The organism is Citrobacter sp. Cpo142 (assembly GCF_030332425.1).
Lineage (GTDB): Bacteria > Pseudomonadota > Gammaproteobacteria > Enterobacterales > Enterobacteriaceae > Citrobacter > Citrobacter portucalensis.
The window spans coordinates 24,030-46,316 of record NZ_JAOWHW010000094.1 but is presented as its reverse complement, the minus strand read 5'-3'; the positions used below and the strand labels follow the sequence as shown (position 1 = coordinate 46,316).

20 protein-coding genes and 4 tRNA genes are annotated in these 22,287 nt (G+C 53.6%); 5 read left to right on the top strand and 19 right to left on the bottom strand.

The genetic code is table 11. The features are described from left to right. Positions 1-28: 28 nt before the first annotated feature. Genes yigB through lptM form a run of 5 tightly spaced genes read right to left on the bottom strand, consistent with a single transcriptional unit; the run spans position 29 to position 3,425 of the window. Positions 29-745 (bottom strand): 5-amino-6-(5-phospho-D-ribitylamino)uracil phosphatase YigB, encoded by a 717-nt coding sequence (gene yigB / locus OGY18_RS04935; protein WP_032945701.1) that lies wholly within the window; start codon positions 743-745, stop codon positions 29-31. Next, on the bottom strand, positions 745-1,647 hold the full coding sequence (gene xerC, locus OGY18_RS04930) for a tyrosine recombinase XerC (protein WP_103015294.1): 903 nt from the start codon (positions 1,645-1,647) through the stop codon (positions 745-747). Before xerC ends, yigB begins: the two co-directional genes overlap by 1 nt. Next, a complete protein-coding gene (locus tag OGY18_RS04925; RefSeq protein WP_286552077.1) occupies positions 1,644-2,351 on the bottom strand; it encodes a DUF484 domain-containing protein in 708 nt (235 codons plus the stop codon). The genes xerC and OGY18_RS04925 overlap by 4 nt, the downstream gene beginning before the upstream one ends. Beyond that, positions 2,348-3,172 carry a diaminopimelate epimerase gene (gene dapF, locus OGY18_RS04920; RefSeq protein ID WP_003017933.1) on the bottom strand — a complete coding sequence of 275 codons (825 nt, stop codon included), beginning with the start codon at positions 3,170-3,172 and terminating at the stop codon, positions 2,348-2,350. The genes OGY18_RS04925 and dapF overlap by 4 nt, the downstream gene beginning before the upstream one ends. A gap of 49 nt (positions 3,173-3,221) precedes the next feature. After that, positions 3,222-3,425: an LPS translocon maturation chaperone LptM gene (gene lptM, locus OGY18_RS04915; protein WP_003017937.1), complete on the bottom strand. Its 204-nt coding sequence runs from the start codon at positions 3,423-3,425 to the stop codon at positions 3,222-3,224. Positions 3,426-3,563: 138 nt separating this feature from the next. On the opposite strand from lptM, the gene cyaY reads away from it, so the two are divergent. After that, entirely contained in the window at positions 3,564-3,884 is a 321-nt protein-coding gene (cyaY, locus tag OGY18_RS04910) for an iron donor protein CyaY (protein ID WP_003828967.1), read from the top strand. 76 nt (positions 3,885-3,960) lie between these two features. Here the strand turns inward: cyaY and cyaA are convergent, their stop codons facing one another. After that, a complete protein-coding gene (gene cyaA, locus OGY18_RS04905; protein ID WP_032934207.1) occupies positions 3,961-6,507 on the bottom strand; it encodes a class I adenylate cyclase in 2,547 nt (848 codons plus the stop codon). Positions 6,508-6,901: 394 nt separating this feature from the next. On the opposite strand from cyaA, the gene hemC reads away from it, so the two are divergent. The 4 genes from hemC to hemY are packed head-to-tail and all read left to right on the top strand — an operon-like array spanning position 6,902 to position 10,979. After that, positions 6,902-7,843: a hydroxymethylbilane synthase gene (gene hemC, locus OGY18_RS04900; protein WP_286552074.1), complete on the top strand. Its 942-nt coding sequence runs from the start codon at positions 6,902-6,904 to the stop codon at positions 7,841-7,843. Next, positions 7,840-8,580, top strand: coding sequence for a uroporphyrinogen-III synthase (gene hemD, locus OGY18_RS04895; protein WP_079939629.1), 741 nt, complete (start codon positions 7,840-7,842; stop codon positions 8,578-8,580). Before hemC ends, hemD begins: the two co-directional genes overlap by 4 nt. A gap of 21 nt (positions 8,581-8,601) precedes the next feature. Continuing rightward, positions 8,602-9,777: a uroporphyrinogen-III C-methyltransferase gene (hemX, locus tag OGY18_RS04890; RefSeq protein WP_003017955.1), complete on the top strand. Its 1,176-nt coding sequence runs from the start codon at positions 8,602-8,604 to the stop codon at positions 9,775-9,777. A 2-nt stretch (positions 9,778-9,779) separates the two neighbouring features. Continuing rightward, the gene (hemY, locus tag OGY18_RS04885; protein ID WP_048215221.1) at positions 9,780-10,979 is read left to right on the top strand and encodes a protoheme IX biogenesis protein HemY; all 1,200 of its coding nucleotides are present in this window, start codon (positions 9,780-9,782) and stop codon (positions 10,977-10,979) included. A 455-nt stretch (positions 10,980-11,434) separates the two neighbouring features. Here hemY and OGY18_RS04880 read toward each other — a convergent pair. The 13 genes from OGY18_RS04880 to wecB form a co-directional block, all read right to left on the bottom strand. Continuing rightward, positions 11,435-11,511, bottom strand: a tRNA-Pro gene (locus tag OGY18_RS04880). A 41-nt stretch (positions 11,512-11,552) separates the two neighbouring features. Beyond that, a tRNA-Leu gene (locus tag OGY18_RS04875) sits at positions 11,553-11,638 on the bottom strand. A 20-nt stretch (positions 11,639-11,658) separates the two neighbouring features. Then, a tRNA-His gene (locus OGY18_RS04870) sits at positions 11,659-11,734 on the bottom strand. A 56-nt stretch (positions 11,735-11,790) separates the two neighbouring features. After that, positions 11,791-11,867: transfer RNA gene (locus OGY18_RS04865), tRNA-Arg, on the bottom strand. A 102-nt stretch (positions 11,868-11,969) separates the two neighbouring features. Then, positions 11,970-13,355, bottom strand: a complete 1,386-nt coding sequence (gene thrP, locus OGY18_RS04860; RefSeq protein ID WP_003828980.1) for a bifunctional threonine/serine APC transporter ThrP — start codon at positions 13,353-13,355, stop codon at positions 11,970-11,972. 278 nt (positions 13,356-13,633) lie between these two features. Further along, complete coding sequence (gene wecG / locus OGY18_RS04855; RefSeq protein WP_003828982.1) at positions 13,634-14,374, bottom strand: lipopolysaccharide N-acetylmannosaminouronosyltransferase; 741 nt, start codon at positions 14,372-14,374, stop codon at positions 13,634-13,636. Continuing rightward, positions 14,374-15,729, bottom strand: a complete 1,356-nt coding sequence (gene wzyE / locus OGY18_RS04850) for an ECA oligosaccharide polymerase (protein ID WP_020996101.1) — start codon at positions 15,727-15,729, stop codon at positions 14,374-14,376. The genes wecG and wzyE overlap by 1 nt, the downstream gene beginning before the upstream one ends. Then, positions 15,726-16,805, bottom strand: coding sequence for a TDP-N-acetylfucosamine:lipid II N-acetylfucosaminyltransferase (locus OGY18_RS04845; RefSeq protein ID WP_286552068.1), 1,080 nt, complete (start codon positions 16,803-16,805; stop codon positions 15,726-15,728). Before OGY18_RS04845 ends, wzyE begins: the two co-directional genes overlap by 4 nt. Next, positions 16,802-18,052, bottom strand: a complete 1,251-nt coding sequence (gene wzxE, locus OGY18_RS04840) for a lipid III flippase WzxE (protein ID WP_126957725.1) — start codon at positions 18,050-18,052, stop codon at positions 16,802-16,804. The genes OGY18_RS04845 and wzxE overlap by 4 nt, the downstream gene beginning before the upstream one ends. A 1-nt stretch (position 18,053) precedes the next feature. Then, complete coding sequence (gene rffA / locus OGY18_RS04835; RefSeq protein ID WP_149282142.1) at positions 18,054-19,184, bottom strand: dTDP-4-amino-4,6-dideoxygalactose transaminase; 1,131 nt, start codon at positions 19,182-19,184, stop codon at positions 18,054-18,056. Positions 19,185-19,188: 4 nt separating this feature from the next. After that, positions 19,189-19,866, bottom strand: a complete 678-nt coding sequence (gene rffC, locus OGY18_RS04830) for a dTDP-4-amino-4,6-dideoxy-D-galactose acyltransferase (protein ID WP_148362633.1) — start codon at positions 19,864-19,866, stop codon at positions 19,189-19,191. Continuing rightward, complete coding sequence (gene wecC / locus OGY18_RS04825; protein WP_008787073.1) at positions 19,863-21,125, bottom strand: UDP-N-acetyl-D-mannosamine dehydrogenase; 1,263 nt, start codon at positions 21,123-21,125, stop codon at positions 19,863-19,865. The genes rffC and wecC overlap by 4 nt, the downstream gene beginning before the upstream one ends. Continuing rightward, positions 21,122-22,252, bottom strand: coding sequence for a non-hydrolyzing UDP-N-acetylglucosamine 2-epimerase (wecB, locus tag OGY18_RS04820; protein ID WP_149282140.1), 1,131 nt, complete (start codon positions 22,250-22,252; stop codon positions 21,122-21,124). The genes wecC and wecB overlap by 4 nt, the downstream gene beginning before the upstream one ends. Between the last annotated feature and the right edge of the window lie 35 nt (positions 22,253-22,287).

Genomic DNA, 22,287 nt, shown 5'->3' with positions numbered 1-22,287 from the left:
GGGTATATATACAGAGTTCTGCTGGTGATTATATCAGCGAGGTCAGAGATGCCAACTGTGAAATTTCGATATGCGGAAGCAAACGACTGTCTGCGGTTTGCATCAGGTCGGCATTTTCCGGTTTGATCCAGCAGGCCTGCATACCACAACGGATGGCGCCCGCGACGTCCGTCGTCAGGTCATCACCCACGTGCAGAATCTCACCCACAGGCATTTTCAGTTTTTCCGCCGCCAACGTGTACATGTCGCTAAAGGGCTTTGATCGCCCGTCGGGACCGGCGCGCAGCACAAACTCAAAGTAATCACCCAGGCCAAACAGTTCCGGCTGCGCGTTACCGTTGGTGATCGCCACCAGCGGCCATTTGCGGGCCAGCGCCTTCAGCGTGTCATGCGTCGTCTGCGGGACTTCAATGCGGCTACGCCATTTGGCAAAATTCATCATTGCCGCATTCGCCCCCATTCTGGCTTCTGCCGCTGACAACCCCGCCTCCAGCATAGCGCGCTCTACGGCACGGTGACGCCATTGGGTAACATCGTGGTAGATTTCCGGCTCGGCGTCGCGAACGGCCTGACGTAAGCGCTGTAGGTCGCTATTTTGCAGCGAATTCAACGCCGGATGGTAATTCTGTACAAACGCGAGCGCTTCCTGCTCGGTGCGTGTGATAACGGGACGGTTATCGTAAAGGGTGTCATCAAGGTCAAAGGTGAGCGCAGAAATGCGCCCCAAAGGCCGGTAAAAACGCATTATTTCCCCCGTTTGGCGCGCGGATGCGCCGCATCGTACACTGAAGCCAGGTGTTGAAAATCAAGATGGGTATAGATTTGAGTCGTGGAGAGATTGGCATGACCCAATAACTCCTGCACTCCGCGCAGATCGCCGCTCGACTCCAGCATATGCGTCGCAAAGGAGTGACGCAATTTGTGGGGATGTACGTGGCTGTTCAGCCCCTGCTTGATACCCCATTCAGCAAAGCGTTTCTGCACGTTACGCGCCGAGATACGTTTGCCCAGTTTGGACAGAAATAGCGCATCGTCATCGCTGCCAAATAGCCCGCGTAGATCCAGCCAGTGCTCAATCCACGCCACCGCGTTGCGGCCAATCGGCAGGCGACGCTCTTTACTGCCCTTACCCATCACCCACACTTCGCCGGTGTCGAGGTCGAGATGTTTAATATCCAGCCCAACCAACTCAGATAAACGCAGACCCGCGCCGTACATCACTTCCAGCATTGCTCTATCGCGCACGGCAAGGGGATCGTTGAGATCGATATCCAGCAGACGATTAACATCGTCGACATCGATATTTTTAGGGAGATGACGCGGTGCTTTCGGCGCGGAAACGCTTTTTGCCGGATTGGCTTTCAGCTCGCCCTGATTAACCAGCCAGTCGAAGAAACTGCGTAACGCAGAGAGACGCAGCGCCAGACTCGCCGGCCCCAGTCCCTTACGACGGCTGCGAACAGCAAAACTGCGTACCATCGCAGCATCACATTGTTGCCAGCTTTGCAGACCGGTCTCTCCGGCTAACGCAATGATGGCATCAAGCTGACGCTGATAATTAAGCAATGTGACCGGGCTAAGCTGACGCTCAACGCCCAGATAGCGCAAAAAGCGCGCCACATCCTGAGAAAGGGGTGAATCGGTCATACGCGTTCAATCCAGCGCTCCAGCAGCTCCGGCAACATCAGCGAGATTTCCTGCAGCAATTGCGTGCCTTGCCCCTGCTGGTAATGATTAACGTCACGGCTGCTAAACAGCATCACGCCCAGAGAGCCATCTTGCCCGAGCATCGACATCGCCACCGAGCCTATGGCTTTCGCCTCCGGCATCATGACCAGCAATTCCGGACCATTAAGCGGCCCAAGATAGTGCTGTGACTGACCCAGACGCTGGATACGCAGCGGTTCAAAAGCCTGACGGCTTAATGCCAGATGGGTGAATTTTGATGGCGCGCCAAGTCGCCAGCGATCCGGGAACAGACGAACCGTCGCTCCGGCCAGCCCTAACTCACGCGCCCAGCGATGAAATCGCATCAGCATGTCGTCAAGACTGCTGGCCGACACCAGCCGTCCTTGCAGATTTAACAGACGATAGAACAGGCTTTCATTGGCGTTGGCTTGTTCCATCAACAACGCCATGTTCTCTTCCAGCACGTTAATATGATTACGTGCCCGCGCCATATGCCATTCCACTAAAGATACCGTGCCCCGCACTGGGTGCGGAACTCGCATCGCTTCAACGGCCTGGGCATTACGGATAAAAAACTCAGGATTACGTTGCAGGTAATCGACGACCGTCCGGTCGTCCAGCTCCATGAACGTTTCCTGTAGTTCTTCCCCTGGTTGCTTCATAAGTGAATAAATCCGTCGTAGACATGTGCCGCCGGGCCAGTCATATACAGCGGATGACCCGGACCTTTCCAGGCGATATCAAGTCGACCGCCCGGTAATTCCACCCTCACTTCTTCTGCCAGCAGACCCTGCTGGATACCGACCGCAACGGCAGCGCACGCACCGCTGCCGCAGGCCTGCGTTTCACCCGCGCCGCGCTCATAGACGCGCAGTCGGATATGCTCGCGTTTTACCACCTGCATAAATCCGATATTGGCGCGTTCAGGAAAGCGTTCGTGGCTTTCCAGAACCGGTCCCAGTGTTTCTACCGTGGCCGTATCAACATCATCAACCTGAATCACGCAGTGCGGGTTCCCCATTGAAACCACGCCGCACAATACTGTCTGTTCGGCCGCGCGCATAATATAGGTCTTCTCTGCTTTGTTAGCGCGAAAAGGAACCTGCGAGGGTTCAAAATTGGGTTCGCCCATATTCACCCGCACCAGCTCGTCGTCGGTTACGGTTAATACCATACGACCATTCGCGGTACTGACGCGAATATCACGTTTATTGGTCAGCCCTTTCAGTCGAACAAAGCGGGCAAAACAGCGGGCGCCATTGCCACACTGTGACACTTCACTGCCGTCGGCATTAAAAATACGGTAGTGGAAATCCAGCTCCGGATCATACGGAGGCTCAACCACCAGCAGTTGATCAAATCCAACGCCGAGATGTCTGTCGGCCAGGCGGCGGATCAGCTCTGGTGAGAAAAAGACATTCTGCGTTACCGCGTCGACGACCATAAAATCGTTGCCAAGGCCATGCATTTTAGAGAATTGCATCATTCACTCCGTTCACGCGGGTACAGAAATGTAAAATCTATTTCTGCCGTTAGTAATTCACCTGAGAAGGCCCATCACTAATCCCACGATCGTTTTTCTCAGGCGTGGTGGATTGCGATTGCGGCTGAACGCTCTTGGTCGGAGGCGGCGCGGTTTTATCAGCTGGCGGGAAATAGAGCGGGCCTTTTAACCCACAGCCCGTCAGGCTGAACAGAGTAAAAATGACAGCGAGTGGCTTTAACACGTTTTTCATTATGGATTGCCTGTAAAGTTCATGCTTTCTGTTTTCTATCATCGCAGGAGAAGGCGTAAAAGCAAGAGTTTGGCTAAAAACTGCATCGCGATTTATTCCACGTTATACTGCGAGCATCACGAAAAATAGGATAAGAAAATGAACGACAGTGAATTTCATCGCCTTGCTGACACCCTGTGGATGACCATTGAAGAACGTCTGGATGACTGGGATGGCGACAGCGATATCGATTGTGAGATCAACGGCGGCGTGCTGACCATCAGCTTCGAAAACGGCAGCAAAATTATCATTAACCGTCAGGAGCCGCTGCATCAGGTGTGGCTGGCGACCAAACAGGGCGGCTACCACTTTGACCTGAAAGGCGACGAGTGGATCTGCGATCGAAGCGGCGAAACGTTCTGGGATCTGTTGGAGCAGGCGGCAACACAGCAGGCGGGTGAAGAGGTGAGCTTCCGCTAAGCTTTAGTGCCGGATGCGCTTTGCTTATCCGGCCTACTGTAGGCCCGGTAAACATAGCGCCACCGGGCAAGTTAACTCACGAGAAATACTGCTGTAACAGCGGCGTGTCGTTGTCCTGACTGGCTGGCGGAACAGCGCTAATCGGTTGGGTACGGAACGGAATCACCTGCGCGCGCCCGTCGGTTTTCACAATCTGATAGAACTGCGGCAGGTTAAAGTTGATGAAGCTGGAGCCGTAGGTAAAGCGATCGTGCGACGATGAGTAGAAACGGCTTACGTCGCGTACCAACTCCTCTTTGCTACCTTCGCAGTGGTGATACACCTCGGCCCGGTTACTTTCGTCCAGAATGTAGATATTAAAGCCCTGCTCATCACCCGTTTCTTCGAAAAAGAACTGAATAATCCCTTCGCTGGCAAAACCGTCGACCACCGACGGCAGTTTCACATGGTTGGTCTCAACCTGGACGGAAAGGCCGTGCAGTTTGTTATGTGAAATCGCACCATAGAATTCAATTGCGTTTTCCAGCTTCTGTACCGAAACGTTCAGGCGCTCGAAGAACAATCCCCACGTCTGGCCGGAAACACGCAGCGCTTTGAAACGTCCGGTTTCCTGACGGGTACTGGAGAGGCGTAGCTCGATGCACTCAGACACCAGTTGCTGCACGCGGGTGCGAATTAAACCGCGCAGATGCTGGCTATAGCAGAAGACCTCGACGCTATCCGGCGGCGCGGCATCCTGGTGCATTTTGCCCAGAATCGTTTTTAACGCTTCAATCATCGCCTGCTCGCCGTTGAAGTGCAGCGTACGCACTTCATTCCACGAGTTGCGGTACAGCAGGTCGACGCTTCCTACCAGGCAATTTTGCTCTTCGCCAAAGCTGAAGACGTCCAGCTTACGGAAATCAAAATGTACCACCTGATTACGGAATGCGGCCGTTGGGTCATATTCGAGGTTAACGATAATCGCCAGATGGCGAATTTCGCATGGGCTATAGAGCGCTTTCGGTGTTGGTGCAGGCAGTCGCAGCGGGAAGTGGTGCGACACGTCGGCGACCATTTCCTGCAGCTTCGGCAAATCAACAATGCCGTTGCCCTTAATAAACAAATGCGTACGCGAGGTCAGCAGGCCGTTGAACCAGGCCCACGCCACCAGCTTGTTGAGATAGCGGTTATATTCCAGCGGCTGATGGCTGATGATCGAGTCCATGTTAGGCGCGCGGTTGTAGAGATACCAACCTGAACGGTTAGCACGACCCGGCGGTACATGGATAAAGGTCAGATTCGGTTCCGAGAGATCCGGAGATATCTGTGGGTTCACCAGCGTGACTTTACCCGGCAACGCTTCAAACGCGGCATACAGCTTACGGGTCAGCACGCCGATATCCTGCGGGCTGGCGCTGACGCTGAGGTTATTGCGCCGCGCAAAGCGGATCAGGTTACGATAGCTCTGCATCATCGCATCGAGCAGTTCGTTATGCGCTTCGCGTACCTGGTCAATCTTCCAGTTAGCGCGGTTATCCAGCATGGTCAGACGGGCGTCATCCCAGCCCCACTCTTTCACTAACTGACTTAATACTTCACGACGCCAGCCCACGCAGGCGCGCTCACGGCTCAGTTTCTCACACACTTTTAAGTAGAAACATCGACGCACTAAATCCAGGCGCGTCGGATCTTCGATCGCCGTGAGGTACTCGGTAACGCGCTCCAGCATCATGCAGTAAGGATCGAGACCAAAAGAGACGATCTCGCCATCATGCAGGCGCTGTTTAATATCTTTCGCCAACAGGCGTGGATTGGGGTATTCCCAGGAATAGGCTTCCAGCAGCAGCGTTTTCAGCACCGCTTTGTACGGGGAGTCGATACTCTTGTACAACTGCCAGAGGCTGGCGCCAAAGTACTCTTCGGCGGAAAGCGAACTGAGCCCGCCGAGATCCAGCCATTCGTTTGGCGTTAACACCCCCTGTGCGTAGAGCGTCATGACGTAATCGTCGTAATGCTCTTCTTCGTCGCCAGGCACCATATTCCACAGAATACGTTTACCCGCGAGGCGCACAGCGGTGCGATAGAATTCATCAAGCAACAGGATATGCTGCGTCGAGCCACAGTCTTCACCACCCAGACTGCCGCTTTCATTGTGACGGAAACGGTTTTCATCAATCAGGAAGAAACTGACTTCTACGCCCAGCGAGGCGGCCCAGCTTTCCAGCAGGCTACATTTTCGCTGCAGCAGCTGGCGCTCTTCGCTATCCAGCCAGGATTGATGGCAGACCCAGATATCAAGGTCAGAGGAACAGCTTTGCCCTACCGAAGAGGTGCTGCCCATTGAGTAAACGCCGGTGATCGGCAGTTCGCCCTTGGGAGGATCCTGCGGCGACATACCGCGGTACAGTTCCAGTTCGTTCAGGTAGTGGCGTTGGGTTTCATCAGGCGTGTAAAAGCATATGCCTTTGGGAACGTTACCATCGAGGTAACCCGGCATCAGCGGATGGTGGTAGTGCAATAATGTCGGCAGCAGACTGTATACCTGCTGGAAGGCAGGTCCCATGGCAGCAAGCGCGCGATCCACACGCAGTTGATTTATGGCATCCAGTCTCTGTTTCAGAGTCTCAATATAGAGGTACAAGACGTATCGCCTGATGTTGCTATCCGTCATGTTGTCGATTGCCGCGGCGCAAGCGCTCACAATAATCGCCATCAATTCGGATAAACCGTATGTCAAAAATAACCGTTACCTGTTTTTCGCCCATATTTTTTTATGCTGTTCAGCCGAAAAAATGGTCTAAAACGTGATCAATTTAACACCTTGCTCATTGACCGTAAAGAAAGATGCGCTACATACAAGTGTAGCACCGTTCGTTACGTGTAAATTCCTTCATACGGTCGGGAGGTTTCTCGTCATTATTCACTGCCAGTGATGATGCAGCGCCTTTTCCTCTCACTTACGTTTGAGCGTAACGCTGACATCCCTTTGATAAGGATGTTAGGATGGTCAATGATTGATAATGACGGTAACAAGCATGTTAGACAATGTTTTGAGAATTGCCACACGCCAAAGCCCCCTTGCGCTCTGGCAGGCACATTATGTCAAAGACGCCTTAATGGCAAACCACCCCGGTCTGATCGTGGAACTGGTTCCTATGGTAACCCGTGGCGATGTGATCCTTGATACCCCGCTGGCGAAGGTCGGGGGGAAAGGGTTGTTTGTTAAAGAGCTGGAAGTCGCGCTGCTGGAAAAACGCGCCGATATCGCTGTGCATTCCATGAAGGATGTGCCGGTTGAATTCCCTGACGGTCTTGGGCTGGTCACCATTTGTGAGCGAGAGGATCCGCGTGATGCTTTCGTCTCAAATAAGTACAACTCGCTGGATGAACTCCCCGCAGGCAGCATCGTCGGGACATCCAGTTTGCGCCGCCAGTGCCAGTTGGCAAAACGTCGCCCGGATCTCGTTATCCGTTCGCTGCGCGGCAACGTAGGCACGCGCCTCAGCAAACTGGATAACGGCGATTATGACGCCATTATACTGGCGGTCGCCGGATTAAAACGTTTAGGTCTTGAGTCGCGAGTCCGCACCGCTCTCCCGCCGGAAGCCTCCCTGCCCGCAGTTGGACAAGGCGCAGTAGGCATAGAATGTCGACTGGATGATATGCGCACTCAGGCGCTGCTAGCGCCGCTCAACCATGAAGAGACTGCGCTACGCGTCAAAGCAGAACGCGCCATGAACACCCGCCTGGAAGGGGGATGTCAGGTACCTATTGGAAGCTATGCCGAAATCATCGACGGTGAGATTTGGCTACGTGCGCTGGTCGGCGCGCCAGACGGTTCACAGATGGTATGCGGAGAACGTCGCGGCGCCACACAGGATGCCGAACAGATGGGCATCTCTCTGGCAGAAGAACTGCTGGAGAACGGTGCGCGCGCCATTCTGGCGGAAGTTTATAACGGAGAAGCCCCCGCATGAGTATTCTGGTCACCCGCCCGTCTCCCGCAGGGGAAGAGTTAGTGAGCCGACTGCGCACACTGGGGCAGGTGGCCTGGAGTTTTCCACTCATCGAGTTTTCACCAGGTCGGGAGCTGGCAACGCTTGCTTCCCGACTGTCGGCGCTGACGGAGAACGATCTGGTCTTCGCCCTCTCGCAGCACGCGGTCACCTTTGCCGATGCCGAGCTTCAGCAGCAAGAGAAAAGCTGGCCATCCCTTCCGCGTTATTTTGCCATTGGCCGTACAACGGCGCTGGCGCTGCATACTGTTAGCGGCTTCAATATTCACTACCCTCTGGATCGGGAAATTAGCGAAGTCTTGCTACAATTACCTGAATTACAAAATATTGCGGGAAAACGCGCGCTTATATTACGCGGCAACGGTGGCCGTGAGCTGATAGGTGAAACCCTGACGGCACGCGGAGCCGATGTCGATTTTTGTGAATGTTATCAACGCAGTGCAAAATATTACGATGGTGCAGAAGAAGCGATGCGCTGGCAATCCCGTGGCGTAACCACGGTGGTTGTCACCAGCGGAGAGATGCTACAGCAGCTCTGGTCGCTCATTCCGCAATGGTATCGTGAGCACTGGTTACTACGCTGTCGGCTGCTGGTCGTCAGTGAGCGTCTGGCGCACCTCGCCCGGGAACTGGGCTGGCAAGATATTAAGGTCGCTGATAACGCCGACAACGATGCGCTACTACGCGCATTACAATAACTCTCATAATGGGATGCCATAATGACGGAACAAGAAAAATCCTCCGCCGTGGTTGAAGAGACCAGGGAGGCCGTGGAAACCACGTCACAGCCAGTTAATACTGAAAAAAAGAGTAAGAACAGCACGGCGCTGATTCTGAGCGCTGTGGCGATTGCTATTGCTCTGGCAGCAGGCGTTGGCCTATACGGCTGGGGGAAACAACAGGCAACAACACAAACGGCAACCAGCGATGCGCTGGCGAACCAGCTGACGGCGCTGCAAAAAGCCCAGGAAAGCCAAAAAGCTGAGCTGGAAGGCATTATTAAACAGCAGGCAACGCAGCTGGATGAAGCCACTCGCCAACAGGCGGCGCTGGTCAAACAGCTTGATGAAGTCCAGCAAAAAGTCGCCACCATCTCCGGCAGCGATGCTGGTACATGGCTGCTGGCGCAGGCTGATTTTCTGGTGAAACTGGCCGGTCGTAAATTATGGAGCGATCAGGACGTCACCACCGCCGCGGCGCTGTTGAAAAGCGCCGACGCCAGTCTGGCAGATATGAACGACCCGAGCTTAATTACCGCGCGACGTGCGATTACTGACGACATCGCGAGCCTCTCCGCGGTGACTCAGGTCGACTATGACGGCATTATCCTGAAAGTGAATCAGCTCTCTAATCAGATTGATAACCTGCGTCTGGCCGACAATGACACCGACGATTCACCGATGGACTCTGACAGCAGTGAGCTTTCCAGCTCGATCAGCGAATGGCGCGTCAATCTGCAAAAAAGCTGGCAGAACTTTATGGACAGCTTTATCACCGTTCGCCGTCGTGATGAAACCGCCGTTCCGCTGCTGGCGCCGAACCAGGATGTTTACTTACGGGAGAACATCCGTTCCCGCCTGTTAGTGGCTGCCCAGGCCGTGCCGCGTCATCAGGAAGAAACATATCGCCAGGCGCTGGAAAATGTCTCCACATGGGTGCGTGCTTACTACGACACCGACGATGCAGCGACCAAAGCGTTCCTTGAAGAAGTAGACCAACTGAGCCAGCAAAGCATCAGTATGGATGTTCCGGAAACGCTGCAGAGCCAGGCTATTCTCGACAAGTTAATGCAGACCCGCGTACGTAATTTACTGGCGCAGCCTGCCACAGCACCGGTAGCAGCAGCGCCTGCGCCTTCGACAGACGCTCCGGCAACCGCGCCGCAAGGAGAATAATGATGCTAAAAGTATTGTTGCTCTTTGTGCTGTTGATCGCCGGGATCGTCGTCGGTCCTATGATAGCCGGTCATCAGGGTTACGTGCTGATCCAGACGGATAACTACAATATCGAAACCAGCGTGACGGGCCTGGTGATCATCCTGATCGTCGCCATGGTCGTCCTGTTTGCGATTGAATGGCTGTTGCGCCGAATTTTCCGCACCGGCGCACATACCCGTGGGTGGTTTGTGGGTCGTAAGCGGCGTCGCGCCCGTAAGCAGACCGAACAGGCGCTGCTCAAACTGGCAGAAGGTGACTATCAGCAGGTTGAGAAGCTGATGTCGAAAAATGCCGATCATGCAGAACAGCCGGTAGTGAATTACCTGCTGGCGGCAGAAGCGGCTCAGCAGCGCGGTGACGAAGCGCGCGCCAACCAACACCTTGAGCGTGCTGCCGAACTGGCCGGAAATGATACGATCCCGGTAGAAATCGCTCGCGTTCGCCTGCAACTGGCGCGCAATGAAAATCACGCCGCACGCCACAGCGTAGACAAACTGCTGGAAGTGACGCCACGTCATCCGGAAGTACTGCGTCTGGCTGAGCAGGCTTACATTCGCACCGGCGCATGGAGCTCCTTGCTGGATATCATCCCATCCATGGCAAAAGCGCATGTGGGTGATGACGAGCACCGCGCCATGCTGGAACAACAGGCATGGGTTGGTTTGATGGATCAGGTCCGCGCCGATCAGGGCAGCGAGGGGCTGCGTGCATGGTGGAAAAACCAGAGCCGTAAAACCCGTCATCAGGTTGCTTTGCAGGTAGCGATGGCTGAACATCTGATTGAGTGTGACGATCACGATACGGCGCAGCAGGTCATCATTGATGGTTTGAAACGTCAGTACGATGACCGCCTGGTGCTGCCGATCCCGCGTCTGAAAACCAATAATCCGGAACAGATAGAAAAAGTGCTGCGCCAGCAGATTAAAGCCGTGGGCGATCGCCCGTTGCTGTGGAGTACGCTGGGTCAGTCGTTAATGAAGCATGGGGAATGGCAGGAAGCTACGCTCGCCTTCCGTGCCGCTCTCAAACAGCGCCCGGATGCCTATGACTACGCCTGGCTTGCTGACGCACTGGACAGACTGCACCAGCCGGAAGAAGCCGCCACCATGCGCCGCGATGGCCTGATGTTGACGCTGCAGAACAACAATCCCCCGCAGTAACTCCTGAATGCCCGGTGGCGCTTTCGCTTACCGGGCCTACATATTTTTCAATCGTATAAACAAAATCCTTCGAGAAGTCGCTCGAAGGATTTTGTTTATGCATAAAAAAACGCCCGCTCGGTAAGGAGCAGGCGTTAAACAGGTCTGTATGACAACATAAATGGGTGCTTCACTCAACGTTATGTCCATGGTGTTTGATGAGGCTTGAGCGACATCTGTCTGTGGACGATAAGCACCGTAAACGGCTCTGCATCATTCCTGAGTTTATGAGGCCAGATGGCGAACATAAGAGATGGAATGAGCATCTACCCGCATATTATTGCACAACGCATGCCACGATTGCACTGCAAAAACCAGGTATTCGGACTTTTTAAGACTTCAGGAAATTCGCAGGTGTGAAGGCTAAGAAGGGAAAATCTGAAAACAAAAAACCCCGCCGAAGCGGGGTTCAAAATTGGTCGGCGAGAGAGGATTCGAACCTCCGACCCACTGGTCCCAAACCAGTTGCGCTACCAAGCTGCGCTACTCGCCGTTTTACTGCTTTTTGAATTTTTAGTTCAATTCTTTAAGTCGTGGTGCGAGGGGGGGGACTCGAACCCCCACATCCTAAGGACACTAACACCTGAAGCTAGCGCGTCTACCAATTCCGCCACCTTCGCATTTCACAACTTTAAATTAATGGGGTGGCTAATGGGATTCGAACCCACGACAACTGGAATCACAATCCAGGGCTCTACCAACTGAGCTATAGCCACCACTGCAAATCTTTTACGCGGTATTAAAACCACCGCAGCTCTGGCACCCTACTAAATGGTGCGCCCGACAGGATTCGAACCTGAGACCTCTGCCTCCGGAGGGCAGCGCTCTATCCAGCTGAGCTACGGGCGCTTAGCGCCGTTGCGGGGCTGGATATTACGGAGGTCTCGGTCTTCTGTCTAGTGCTTTTTTAAAATAAATTATCGTTTGGTCATGGTTTGTGCGTTTTGTCGCTTATTCCCGCAATTTATGGGCTGTGCCATGACGATTCAGACCAAAAACCTTATAAATGAGCGTCACGGCCAGTAAGAAACCCATGCCAACAAAAAGCGACATTCGGGTATCTTCATTAAAGTACATGCCAATTAATACGCAAATCAGGAACGCCATCGTCAAATAATTCGCCCACGGGAACAGAATGGAGCGGAATGGATGACTGGCAATCGCCGCTTTATGCGCCTGACGGAAACGCAACTGGCTTATCAGGATCACAAACCACGGCACCATCCCCGGCAACACGCTGGCACTATAGACATAAACAAACACGCGCTGCGGGTTAGGAATGATGTAGTTCAGGCATGAGCCAATCAGCAGGATCGCGATAGAAATAGCCACTCCGGCAACCGGCACGCCATGGCGTGATACTTTTCCAACAACGGCAGGAAGCTGGCGATTCTTTGCCAGCGCGTAGAGCATACGCCCACAGCTATACATGCCGCTGTTACATCCAGACAGCGCCGCCGTCAGCACCACAAAGTTAATAATCCCTGCCGCAGCAGTAATACCAATCTTGGCAAAGGTGAGCACAAACGGGCTACCGTTGCTGCCAATCTCATTCCACGGGAAAATAGTGACGATGACAAAAATCGCACCAACGTAGAAAATCAGAATGCGCCACAACACTTTACCCACCGCGCTACGCAGCGTGACCTGTGGATTCTTCGCTTCCCCTGCAGTGATGCCGATCAGCTCCACGCCCTGGTAAGACGCCACAACAATACACAATGCCGTCAGGAAGCCCTTCCAGCCCCCAGCAAAGAAGCCACCGTGCTCGGTCAGGTTGCCAAAACCAATCGCCTGGCCGCCATTGCCGAAGCCGAAGAAAATCACCCCAACCCCAATGACGATCATCACAATGATGGTGGTCACTTTGATCATGGCAAACCAGAACTCAATTTCACCATACAGGCGAACCGCTGCGAGGTTTGCCAACGCAACCAGTCCGACTGCGATCAGTGCGGGTATCCATTGCGCCATTTCCGGGAACCAGAACTGCACGTACACCCCGATGGCGGTAATCTCTGAGATCCCCACCGCCATCCACATAAACCAGTATGACCAGGCGGTAAGATAGCCAAAGAAGGGACTCATATAACGGTGGGCGTAAACAGCGAATGAACCGGCAACCGGCTCGAGGAATAACATCTCCCCCATAGAACGCATGATGAAAAAGACGAACAGCCCGGCGACGATATACGCCAGCAGAACCGAAGGTCCCGCCCATTTAAGGGTACTGGCGGCCCCCATAAATAGCCCAACGCCAATAGTGCCCCCAAGGGCAATTAATTCGATGTGACGAGCCTCCAGCCCACGCTGTAGCTCAGGTTTGTTCTCGGCCATAAATCCTCTTGTTGTGTTTGCATGCTGTCCGGTATTACCGGTTCTCGTTATGGGTACATCTTGTTATGCCATAACAGGCCATACGGCACCGACCGCTTAACGGTTGGCGCCAAACACACCATGGCACTGCAATGATTGTTGCGAATGGTTTCCTAAAATCGCTTAAATGGCAATTAAAGCATTCAAAAAATAAATAGATTGTGCGAGAAAGCAGCGATAATGTTGTGAATAAGTAGCGTAATTAGCAGATCACGCTACTTACCAGAGGAGAGAGGGCGTCAGAGGTTGCCGGTATAGTGCCAGCGGAGATAGCGTAATAAGCGAAGTTGTCGAGTAATACGGCTCGGCTGCGACAATAAGCGATACAGCCACTCCAGCCCCAGATTTTGCCAGATTTTAGGTGCGCGCTTAACGTGACCGGTAAAGACGTCGTAGGTACCTCCCACGCCCATATACAGCGCGTCAGGGTGAGTCTTGCGGCAATCACGCATAAAGATCTCTTGTTTTGGCGAACCCATCGCCACCGTCACAATTTGCGCACCGCTGGCGTGAATACGCTCAAACAACGCCTGACGCTGCTCTGGGGCAAAATAACCGTCCTGACTACCCACAATGTTCACGCGCCACTGCGCACGTAGTTTTGCTTCTGTTTGCGCCAGAACTTCAGGCTTGCCACCAACCAGGAAAACAGGCGTTCCGTTTTGCCCGGCTCGCGCCATCAGCGCTTCCCAAAGGTCAGCTCCGGCCACGCGTGAAACCTGTGCCTGCGGGAATTTTTTGCGCACCGAACGCACCACGCTAATTCCATCCGCATATTTGAACTCCGCGGCGTTGATCAGCTCCCTCACTTCAGGGTTATCTTCTGCTGTCAGCATCTTCTCAGCGTTGATAGCCACCAGCGTTCCTGACCTGAGGTGTCCTTCGGCAAACAGGTAATTCAGCGCATGTTGCATATCGCGCCAGCCAATCAGTTGTAATCCGCGCAACGAATACAGCGGCGCAGTTGTGTTATCTGTCATTACGATCCTTCAATCTGTGTACGGGGCAGCGATTTGATTCGTTTATGGATGAGTCCCGCGCTATCGAATAGCCAGAACAGCAGTTTTGCCACCAGTAGGCAAACGCCGAAAATCACGAGGAAAAAGACCACTCGTGAGACAAACGAATCCAGCCCTTCACGTGCCAACACAATCATATTGAAAATGGCGCCAAAACAGAAACTGTGCAAAATCGCCGCCTTATATCGATTGGTTTCTCGGTTACCTAGCTCATACAGCCAGTCGAACCACTTGATGATGAGCCCAACAACAATCGCGCCTAATGGTATAAACAGCGCCCCGCCCATCACCACCAGTGAACCAATTAACGTCGGCGAAATCGCCAGTCCTGAGTGGTTGTTCAACACTTCCCAGGTAAAGTAGTTCGCTGAGTTGAGTACAATACTCGGCCGCCCAGGCCACAGCCAGGAGGGGATAAAGACGTAGAAGTCACGGACGATCGGCGCCAGCCCCTGGAACTCAATATTGTGGTAATTCTGCAGCAACAGCGCCAGGTTCTCCCACGGCGAGAAGGTGTCGCGCGTAAGGTACAGGAACGTATAGAACGCCTCATCGCCGCTAACGCTCATTCCGTAGCGCTTCAACGCCAGCCAGAACATCCCGACAATGCCCAACACGCCTGCAGCGGCCAACATCCACAGCGAAATCCAGCCGCGAATAATGCCGATAAACAAGAAGATGGCAAACGCGATAATGATATTGGCCCGCGTCCCACCCACAATCATATAGGTCAGCAAACCAAACGCGACGGTACTCACCAGGAAGAACACCCACGCTTTGCTGTCCTGACGTAAGAAATAAACCACCAGCATTGCCGGAATGAAGAAGTAGAAGAAACGCTTCAGAGCGACGCCAGAGACTTCACTGGAAAAAATCTGGCTATAGGATTGCAGTCTGAACAGCAGGAATCCGTTGTGCATAAAGAAGATGCCCACGCTCACCAGCGCAATCGCCATCAGGATAACCCAGGTCAAATGGGCTTCAACGCGATTGATGGTAAACAGCGGCCTGCGCGGCTTATCATCTACTCGTTTGCGCAAGCGCGTTTTATACGTCACGTAGTAGACGGCATAGAAACAGGCGGCTGACAGCAAGGCCTGTAGAAGGATCTCCGGCGGAGCCACTGCCACATCAAAGCGGAACACCAGGATGCTGGTTAACGGGAATCCGAAGAAGAACGTCAGCAAGAACAACAATGAGAAGAAAACATTGAAGTTAAAACGTACGCGGCGGAACTCAAACCAGGTCAACGTGGCGATAAACAAGGTGGAGAGTAACCAGACCACCAGCAGACCGCTGAATTGCATCAGGCTCATGCGGTTTCTCCTGAAGCAATGCGCAGCGCGTTATGCCATGGCTGCAGATAATTCGGGCTAAAGAAGGTAATAGTATTTTTATCTACTGATGCCAACTGGCGCTGCGCTTCACGTACGACGCCTTCATTGAGATCATCAGTGGTGAATAACACCGGAAGATTTTGTTCCACCATATCCTGCCAGAAGGGATTTTCACGGTTGAGCACGCATGGGATACCCGCCTGGATCAGCAAACACAGGGTACCGATTCCCTGTTGACGGGCAAAAATAAAGTAACCCAAATCGCATTGACGCAATAACGCGAGATAAGCGTCAAATTCCAGCTTTTCACTTAAAATTTGCAGATTATCTGCGCTAAATAATGCCAGACCGGCCTGGCGAACCTCGTCGATATAGGCCGCATTATTGGCGGGATAACCCATCGGCACAATCACATTCACCGTGTCGCCAAACTGCTGATGGACGGCGCGAAGCGCGGCAACATGCTCATTGCTGCGATCGCCAGAGTTGCCAACCAGCACCGTCATCTTGCCGCTGCGCTGGCAATCATTGCTCATGTTATTGAGTGAAGGGTCCATTCGCGTTGGGAAATAGAGCAACTCACCCCACACACAGGGATGTTGCTCGGCGAAATAACGTAAATCGCCCCGTGTGGCAAACACGCAGCCCACACGATTCTGTGCCATGCGGCGAATCGGGTAAAACAGGCGGAATTTCAGCCCACTGGAGACTTCGTATAAATCAGCGCCCCAGATATGCCAGTAAAACTGCGCCGGTTTAATCCCGCCACTCAGCAGCGCCAGCCACAGGCTGGTGTTGAACTGACCGTGGAAGAAGAAACGCTGCTGGCGATCGGCTTTTGCCTTCGCGATAACAGCTTCAGCCAACGCCTTTTTCCCGCTGTAGAAGCTTAGCGATAACGCCGGGCAGCTCTCACTGAATCCCGCATCCTGACCGGCAACCATAAACGTGCGCGCGTGCTCGCTCGTCGCGGCCAGCGAGTCGTTGAAAAACCGCAGCACGGTTTGGTTATGGTGAGGGATATCCGATCCCAGAACGTGAATCAGTACAGTCATGCCCGCCTACGCCAGAGTAAAAACACGCCACAACAAAGAGAAAAATAGACGATGTACGTTGCCATATAAGCCTGTGCCGCTCCCAGCGCACCGTGTGCAGGGATCAGCCAGTGAGCAAACACCGTCAATAACATGAACTGGCTAATTTCAGCCAAAATATAAAACCGCAGTGACGCTTTCGCGATCACCAGATACCCAAAGACATACGCCCCAACTTTCAGTACATCTCCAACCAGTTGCCAGGCAAACAGATCGCGCATGGCGGTGAATTTTGCGGAGAAAAGCAGCCAGATCGCAAAATCACGCAGCAGCCAAACGGTAAAGCTCGCGGCGGCAACCGCCGGTAACACGAACTTCAGCGACTTAACTACTTCGCGCGTAATGTCGCGCTTTTCGGTCAGTCGCGACAACGTCGGAAGCAAGTAAACGCTGAATGAAGCGGTAATGAATTGCAGATAAGCATCAGAGATACTGCTTACTCCCTGCCAAATCCCCACATCATCCCAACTGTACTGCGCCGCCAGCAGGTTTCGCATCATCACGTATGCCACAGGCAGCGTTACGGAGGTAATCAGCGCCATCAGGGTAAACTTGCTTAGCTGTCCAGCCAGACCGTTATCCCACGAGGGTTTCAGGTAATGCAGGGGAATTGCCCCACGCTTAATCAGCATAATAGCGGCGGGGATAACGACCAACGCGGGCACTAACGCCAGACCCAGCAAAGCGCCTTCATACCCTCCCAGGCGATAACAGCCATAATAAGCCACTACGCCCACCAGGCTACCCACAATCAGCGACAGCGCGTTACCCGCCGCATCGCGAAAGCCCTTCATCAACGCCAGCAGCAGGTTCGCCCAGGCAATACCCATCTGCACCAGCGCAACCAGTCTTACCAGCCCCTGATAATGAGTATGGCCAAACAATCCCTGACTGATTGGCGCGGCCGCCAGCAGAAAAATCACCGCCATCAGCGTAGAGAATCCGAGCACCATCGCGGAAGATGTACCGACTACCTTACGGAGCTGGGTCGGATCGTCATGGTGCTGCGCAACATATTTCGTGACGCCGTTGAAAATGCCGGCCCCCGCCAGGACACCAAGCACGGTGACCATCTGGCGGAAGTTACCCGCCTGCCCCACGCCTGCCGGGCCAAACGACACCGCCAGCAGCTTCACGACCAGCAATCCTGCACCAATTTTTACCAGCGTACTGGCTGCCGTCCATAAGGACGCTTTAGCAAGCGACATATCAGGCGAAGAAGTTGAGTAAGGTCGAAATGACCGTTCGCTGGTTTACTGGCGACAGGTTGTAAAACAGCGGCAAGCGCAGCAGACGCTCGCTCTCTTTAGTGGTGAAACGATCAACACCGGCAAATACGCCGAATTTATCGCCAGCCGGACAATCATGTAGCGGGATATAGTGGAACACCGCCATAATTTCAGCTTCTTTCAAGAAGTTAATCAACGCCGTGCGATCGTCGATATCGCGCAGCTTGATATAAAACATATGGGCGTTTTGCACGCAGCCGTCCGGGACAGAAGGCAGCTCGATACGTCCGGCACGCGCCAGCGGTTCGAGAGCATCATAGTAGTTCTGCCACAGCGCCAGACGCTGCTGGTTAATACGGTCAGCCGCTTCCAGTTGCGCCCACAGATAGGCAGCCTGCAGATCGGACATCAGATAGCTGGAGCCAATATCACGCCAGGTATACTTATCCACCTGACCGCGGAAAAACTGGCTGCGGTTAGTTCCTTTTTCACGGATGATCTCTGCACGTTCGACTAATTTTTTATCATTAATCAGCGTCGCACCACCTTCACCGCCTGCGGTATAGTTTTTGGTCTCATGGAAGCTAAAGCAACCGATGTGACCAATCGTCCCCAGCGCCCGACCTTTGTAAGTCGACATGACGCCCTGGGCCGCATCTTCCACCACAAACAGGTTATGTTTGGTCGCCAGCGCCATGATGGTATCCATTTCACAGGCTACGCCCGCGTAATGCACCGGCACGATAGCGCGGGTTTTGTCGGTGATCGCCGCTTCAATCAGTGTTTCGTCAATGTTCATGGTATCCGGGCGGATATCAACAAAGACGACTTTCGCGCCGCGCAGCACGAAAGCATTGGCCGTGGAGACAAACGTATAGCTCGGCATTATGACTTCATCGCCAGGCTGGATATCCAGCAGCAATGCCGCCATCTCAAGCGATGCGGTGCAGGAAGGCGTCAGCAATACTTTCTCGCTACCAAAATGCTGTTCCAGCCACTGCTGGCAGCGACGGGTAAAACCGCCGTCACCGCACAGCTTGCCGCTGTTCATCGCAGACTGCATGTAATCGAGTTCAGTGCCCACCACCGGCGGTGCGTTAAATGGAATCATCGTGTCACCTGTATAACCAATACGCGGTGCTTTCCACATTCGCACCACTGTGTATATAGCGTTTAAGCGCGGCGGTATTGCCCATTTGGGTCGCCACGCGCAATGTTGTTTTACCGCGAGCCTGCGCCCAGCAAAGCGCGGCCTGCATCAGTTCTGCACCCGCGCCACGCCCAGCCAGCAGGCCAATTCGCGCCTCGGTCGCATTCAGTTCACGCAGCGAGACATAGCCACGAATATCACCAGCCGGTGTACGAAAAACGAGGCATTGATGATCGAACGTCCCCAGCACCGCGTTTTCAATCCACTGCGCGTAAAAACGCGCGCTGGCATCTGCGGCATACCACGGGGCGCGAAAACGACTTTGCGCGAACGCCTGTCCTGCCAGTTGGCGTAATGCAGGGATATCCGTAGTTTGTGCGACCTGCGCACCGGGGTCGCCATGCGCACACGTCACCGGCAGCACAAAATCCACTTCACCTTCAACCAGTGAGAAGCCCAACTGTTGCAGGGCATCTAATTCATGGATATTGGCGGCAGGAATTTTTGCCTGTACCCGCGACCAGGGCTGCAACACATCCGCAGTCAGAACCGGCGCGTGTTGGTCAAAACGCACAATGGCGCTATTCACGCCAAAGAACGTATTTTCCCAGCTAAGCGGCTCAATACTGGCGCGGATTTTCACCGCCAGACCCCTTTGGTATCAACGATATATTGCTGGTGAACCGCATCGCCTTTAATGGCTTTAAATTCATTATGGTCGACCAGCAAGACCAGCACATCGGCGCTTGCCAGGGCATCGTCCAGCGCTGCCAGTTGGCACAGACCGTCCAGTTTTTTCGGCAGTTGATGGATATTCGGTTCCACCACCAATGTTTCGCCTTTGTGCCAATGCGCGATGCTTTGCGCAATTCCCATCGCCGGGCTTTCACGTAAGTCATCAATATTCGGTTTAAATGCCAGACCAAAACAGGCAATTTTCACTTCGCTGGCCCGTTTATTGGTATCCGCCAGACAGTCGGCCACGGCAGCTTTTACCTGATCAACCACCCAATGAGGCTTTCCGTCGTTTACCTCACGCGCGGTGCGAATCAATTTCGCCTGCTGCGGGTTCTGCGCCACGATAAACCACGGATCAACCGCGATACAGTGCCCGCCAACCCCCGGACCCGGTTGCAAAATATTCACGCGCGGATGGCGATTTGCCAGTCGAATCAGTTCCCAGACGTTGATCCCCTGATCGGCGCAAATCAGCGACAGCTCATTGGCGAAGGCGATATTGACGTCACGGAAGCTATTTTCAGTCAGTTTGCACATTTCCGCCGTACGGGCGTTGGTCACGACACATTCGCCCTCAAGGAAAATGTTGTACAGTTCGCTAGCACGCGCGGAACAGACGGAGGTCATTCCCCCAATCACGCGGTCGTTTTTAATCAGTTCAACCATCACCTGGCCCGGCAGCACGCGCTCTGGGCAATAAGCAATGTTAACGTCCGCGTGTTCACCGACTTGCTGCGGGAAAGTCAGGTCAGGACGCATTTCAGCCAGCCATGTGGCCATCTGTTCAGTGGCCCCGACAGGCGACGTCGATTCAAGGATCACCAACGCGCCTTTTTTCAGCACCGGTGCAAGAGACTTGGCTGCGGCTTCCACATAAACCATATCGGGTTCGTGCTCCCCCTTAAACGGAGTAGGCACAGCAATCAGATAGGCATCCGCATCTACAGGGGTTGTGGTCGCACGCAGAAATCCATTTTCGACCGCCGTTTTCACCACTGCGCCCAAATCTGGCTCAACGATATGAATTTCACCGCGATTAATGGTATCCACCGCGTGTTGATTTACATCTACGCCAATCACATGCTTTTGACGGGAAGCAAAGGCAGCCGCCGTCGGCAGTCCGATATAACCCAGCCCAATGACAGAAATGGTCGTAAAACTCATAGCGATATCCGATTATTTTTTAACGCGTGTAAAATGCGGCCACATGCCTGCCCGTCACCATACGGATTATGGGCGCGGCTCATGGTCTGATATTCATTTTCGTCATGCAGCAAACGCGTGACTTCTTCGACAATACGCTGCGGGTCGGTCCCTACCAGACGTACTGTGCCTGCAGTAATCGCTTCCGGACGTTCCGTCGTTTCGCGCATCACCAGTACGGGTTTCCCCAGAGATGGGGCTTCTTCCTGAATCCCGCCAGAGTCGGTAAGGATCAGCCAGGCGTGATTCATCAGCCAGACAAACGGCATGTAATCCTGCGGTTCAATCAGGATGACGTTTTCAACGTGACCCAGAATGCGATTAACCGGTTCGCTGACGTTAGGATTCAGGTGCACCGGATAGACAATCTGTACGTTCTGATTGGCCGCAGCAATTTCCGCCAGCGCATGGCAAATGTGTTCAAAACCGCGACCGAAGCTTTCCCGACGATGACCGGTCACCAGTATCATCTTTTTATCCGAGCTCAGGAATGGGTAATGCTCTGCCAGTTCAGCTCGCAATGCATCGCTCGCCAGTACGCGATCGCGTACCCAGATCAACGCATCAATAACCGTATTACCTGTAACGAAGATACGGCTATCAGAAATGTTTTCTCGTAACAGGTTTTGGCGCGAGTTTTCTGTTGGTGCAAAATGATACATCGCCAAATGCCCGGTCAGCGTACGGTTCGCCTCTTCCGGCCAGGGAGAGTAGAGATCGCCTGTACGTAAGCCTGCCTCCACATGCCCTACCGGGATGCGCTGATAGAACGCGGCCAGGCTAGTAGCAATGGTGGTTGTGGTATCGCCGTGAACTAACACAACGTCAGGTTTAAAATCAGCCAGAATTGGCTTTAATCCTTCCAGTATTCGGCAGGTAATTTCTGTTAGTCCCTGACCTGGCTGCATAATATTGAGATCGTAGTCAGGTACAATGGAAAAGAGGTTCAACACCTGATCGAGCATCTCCCGATGCTGCGCCGTGACGCAAACTTTTGCCTCAAAATCAGGATCTTTTGCCAGCGCATGAACCAGAGGTGCCATTTTTATGGCCTCCGGTCGCGTGCCAAATACAGTCAGTACTTTCACATCGATTCTCTTCGGATTGGCAGTGAGGGCCCAGC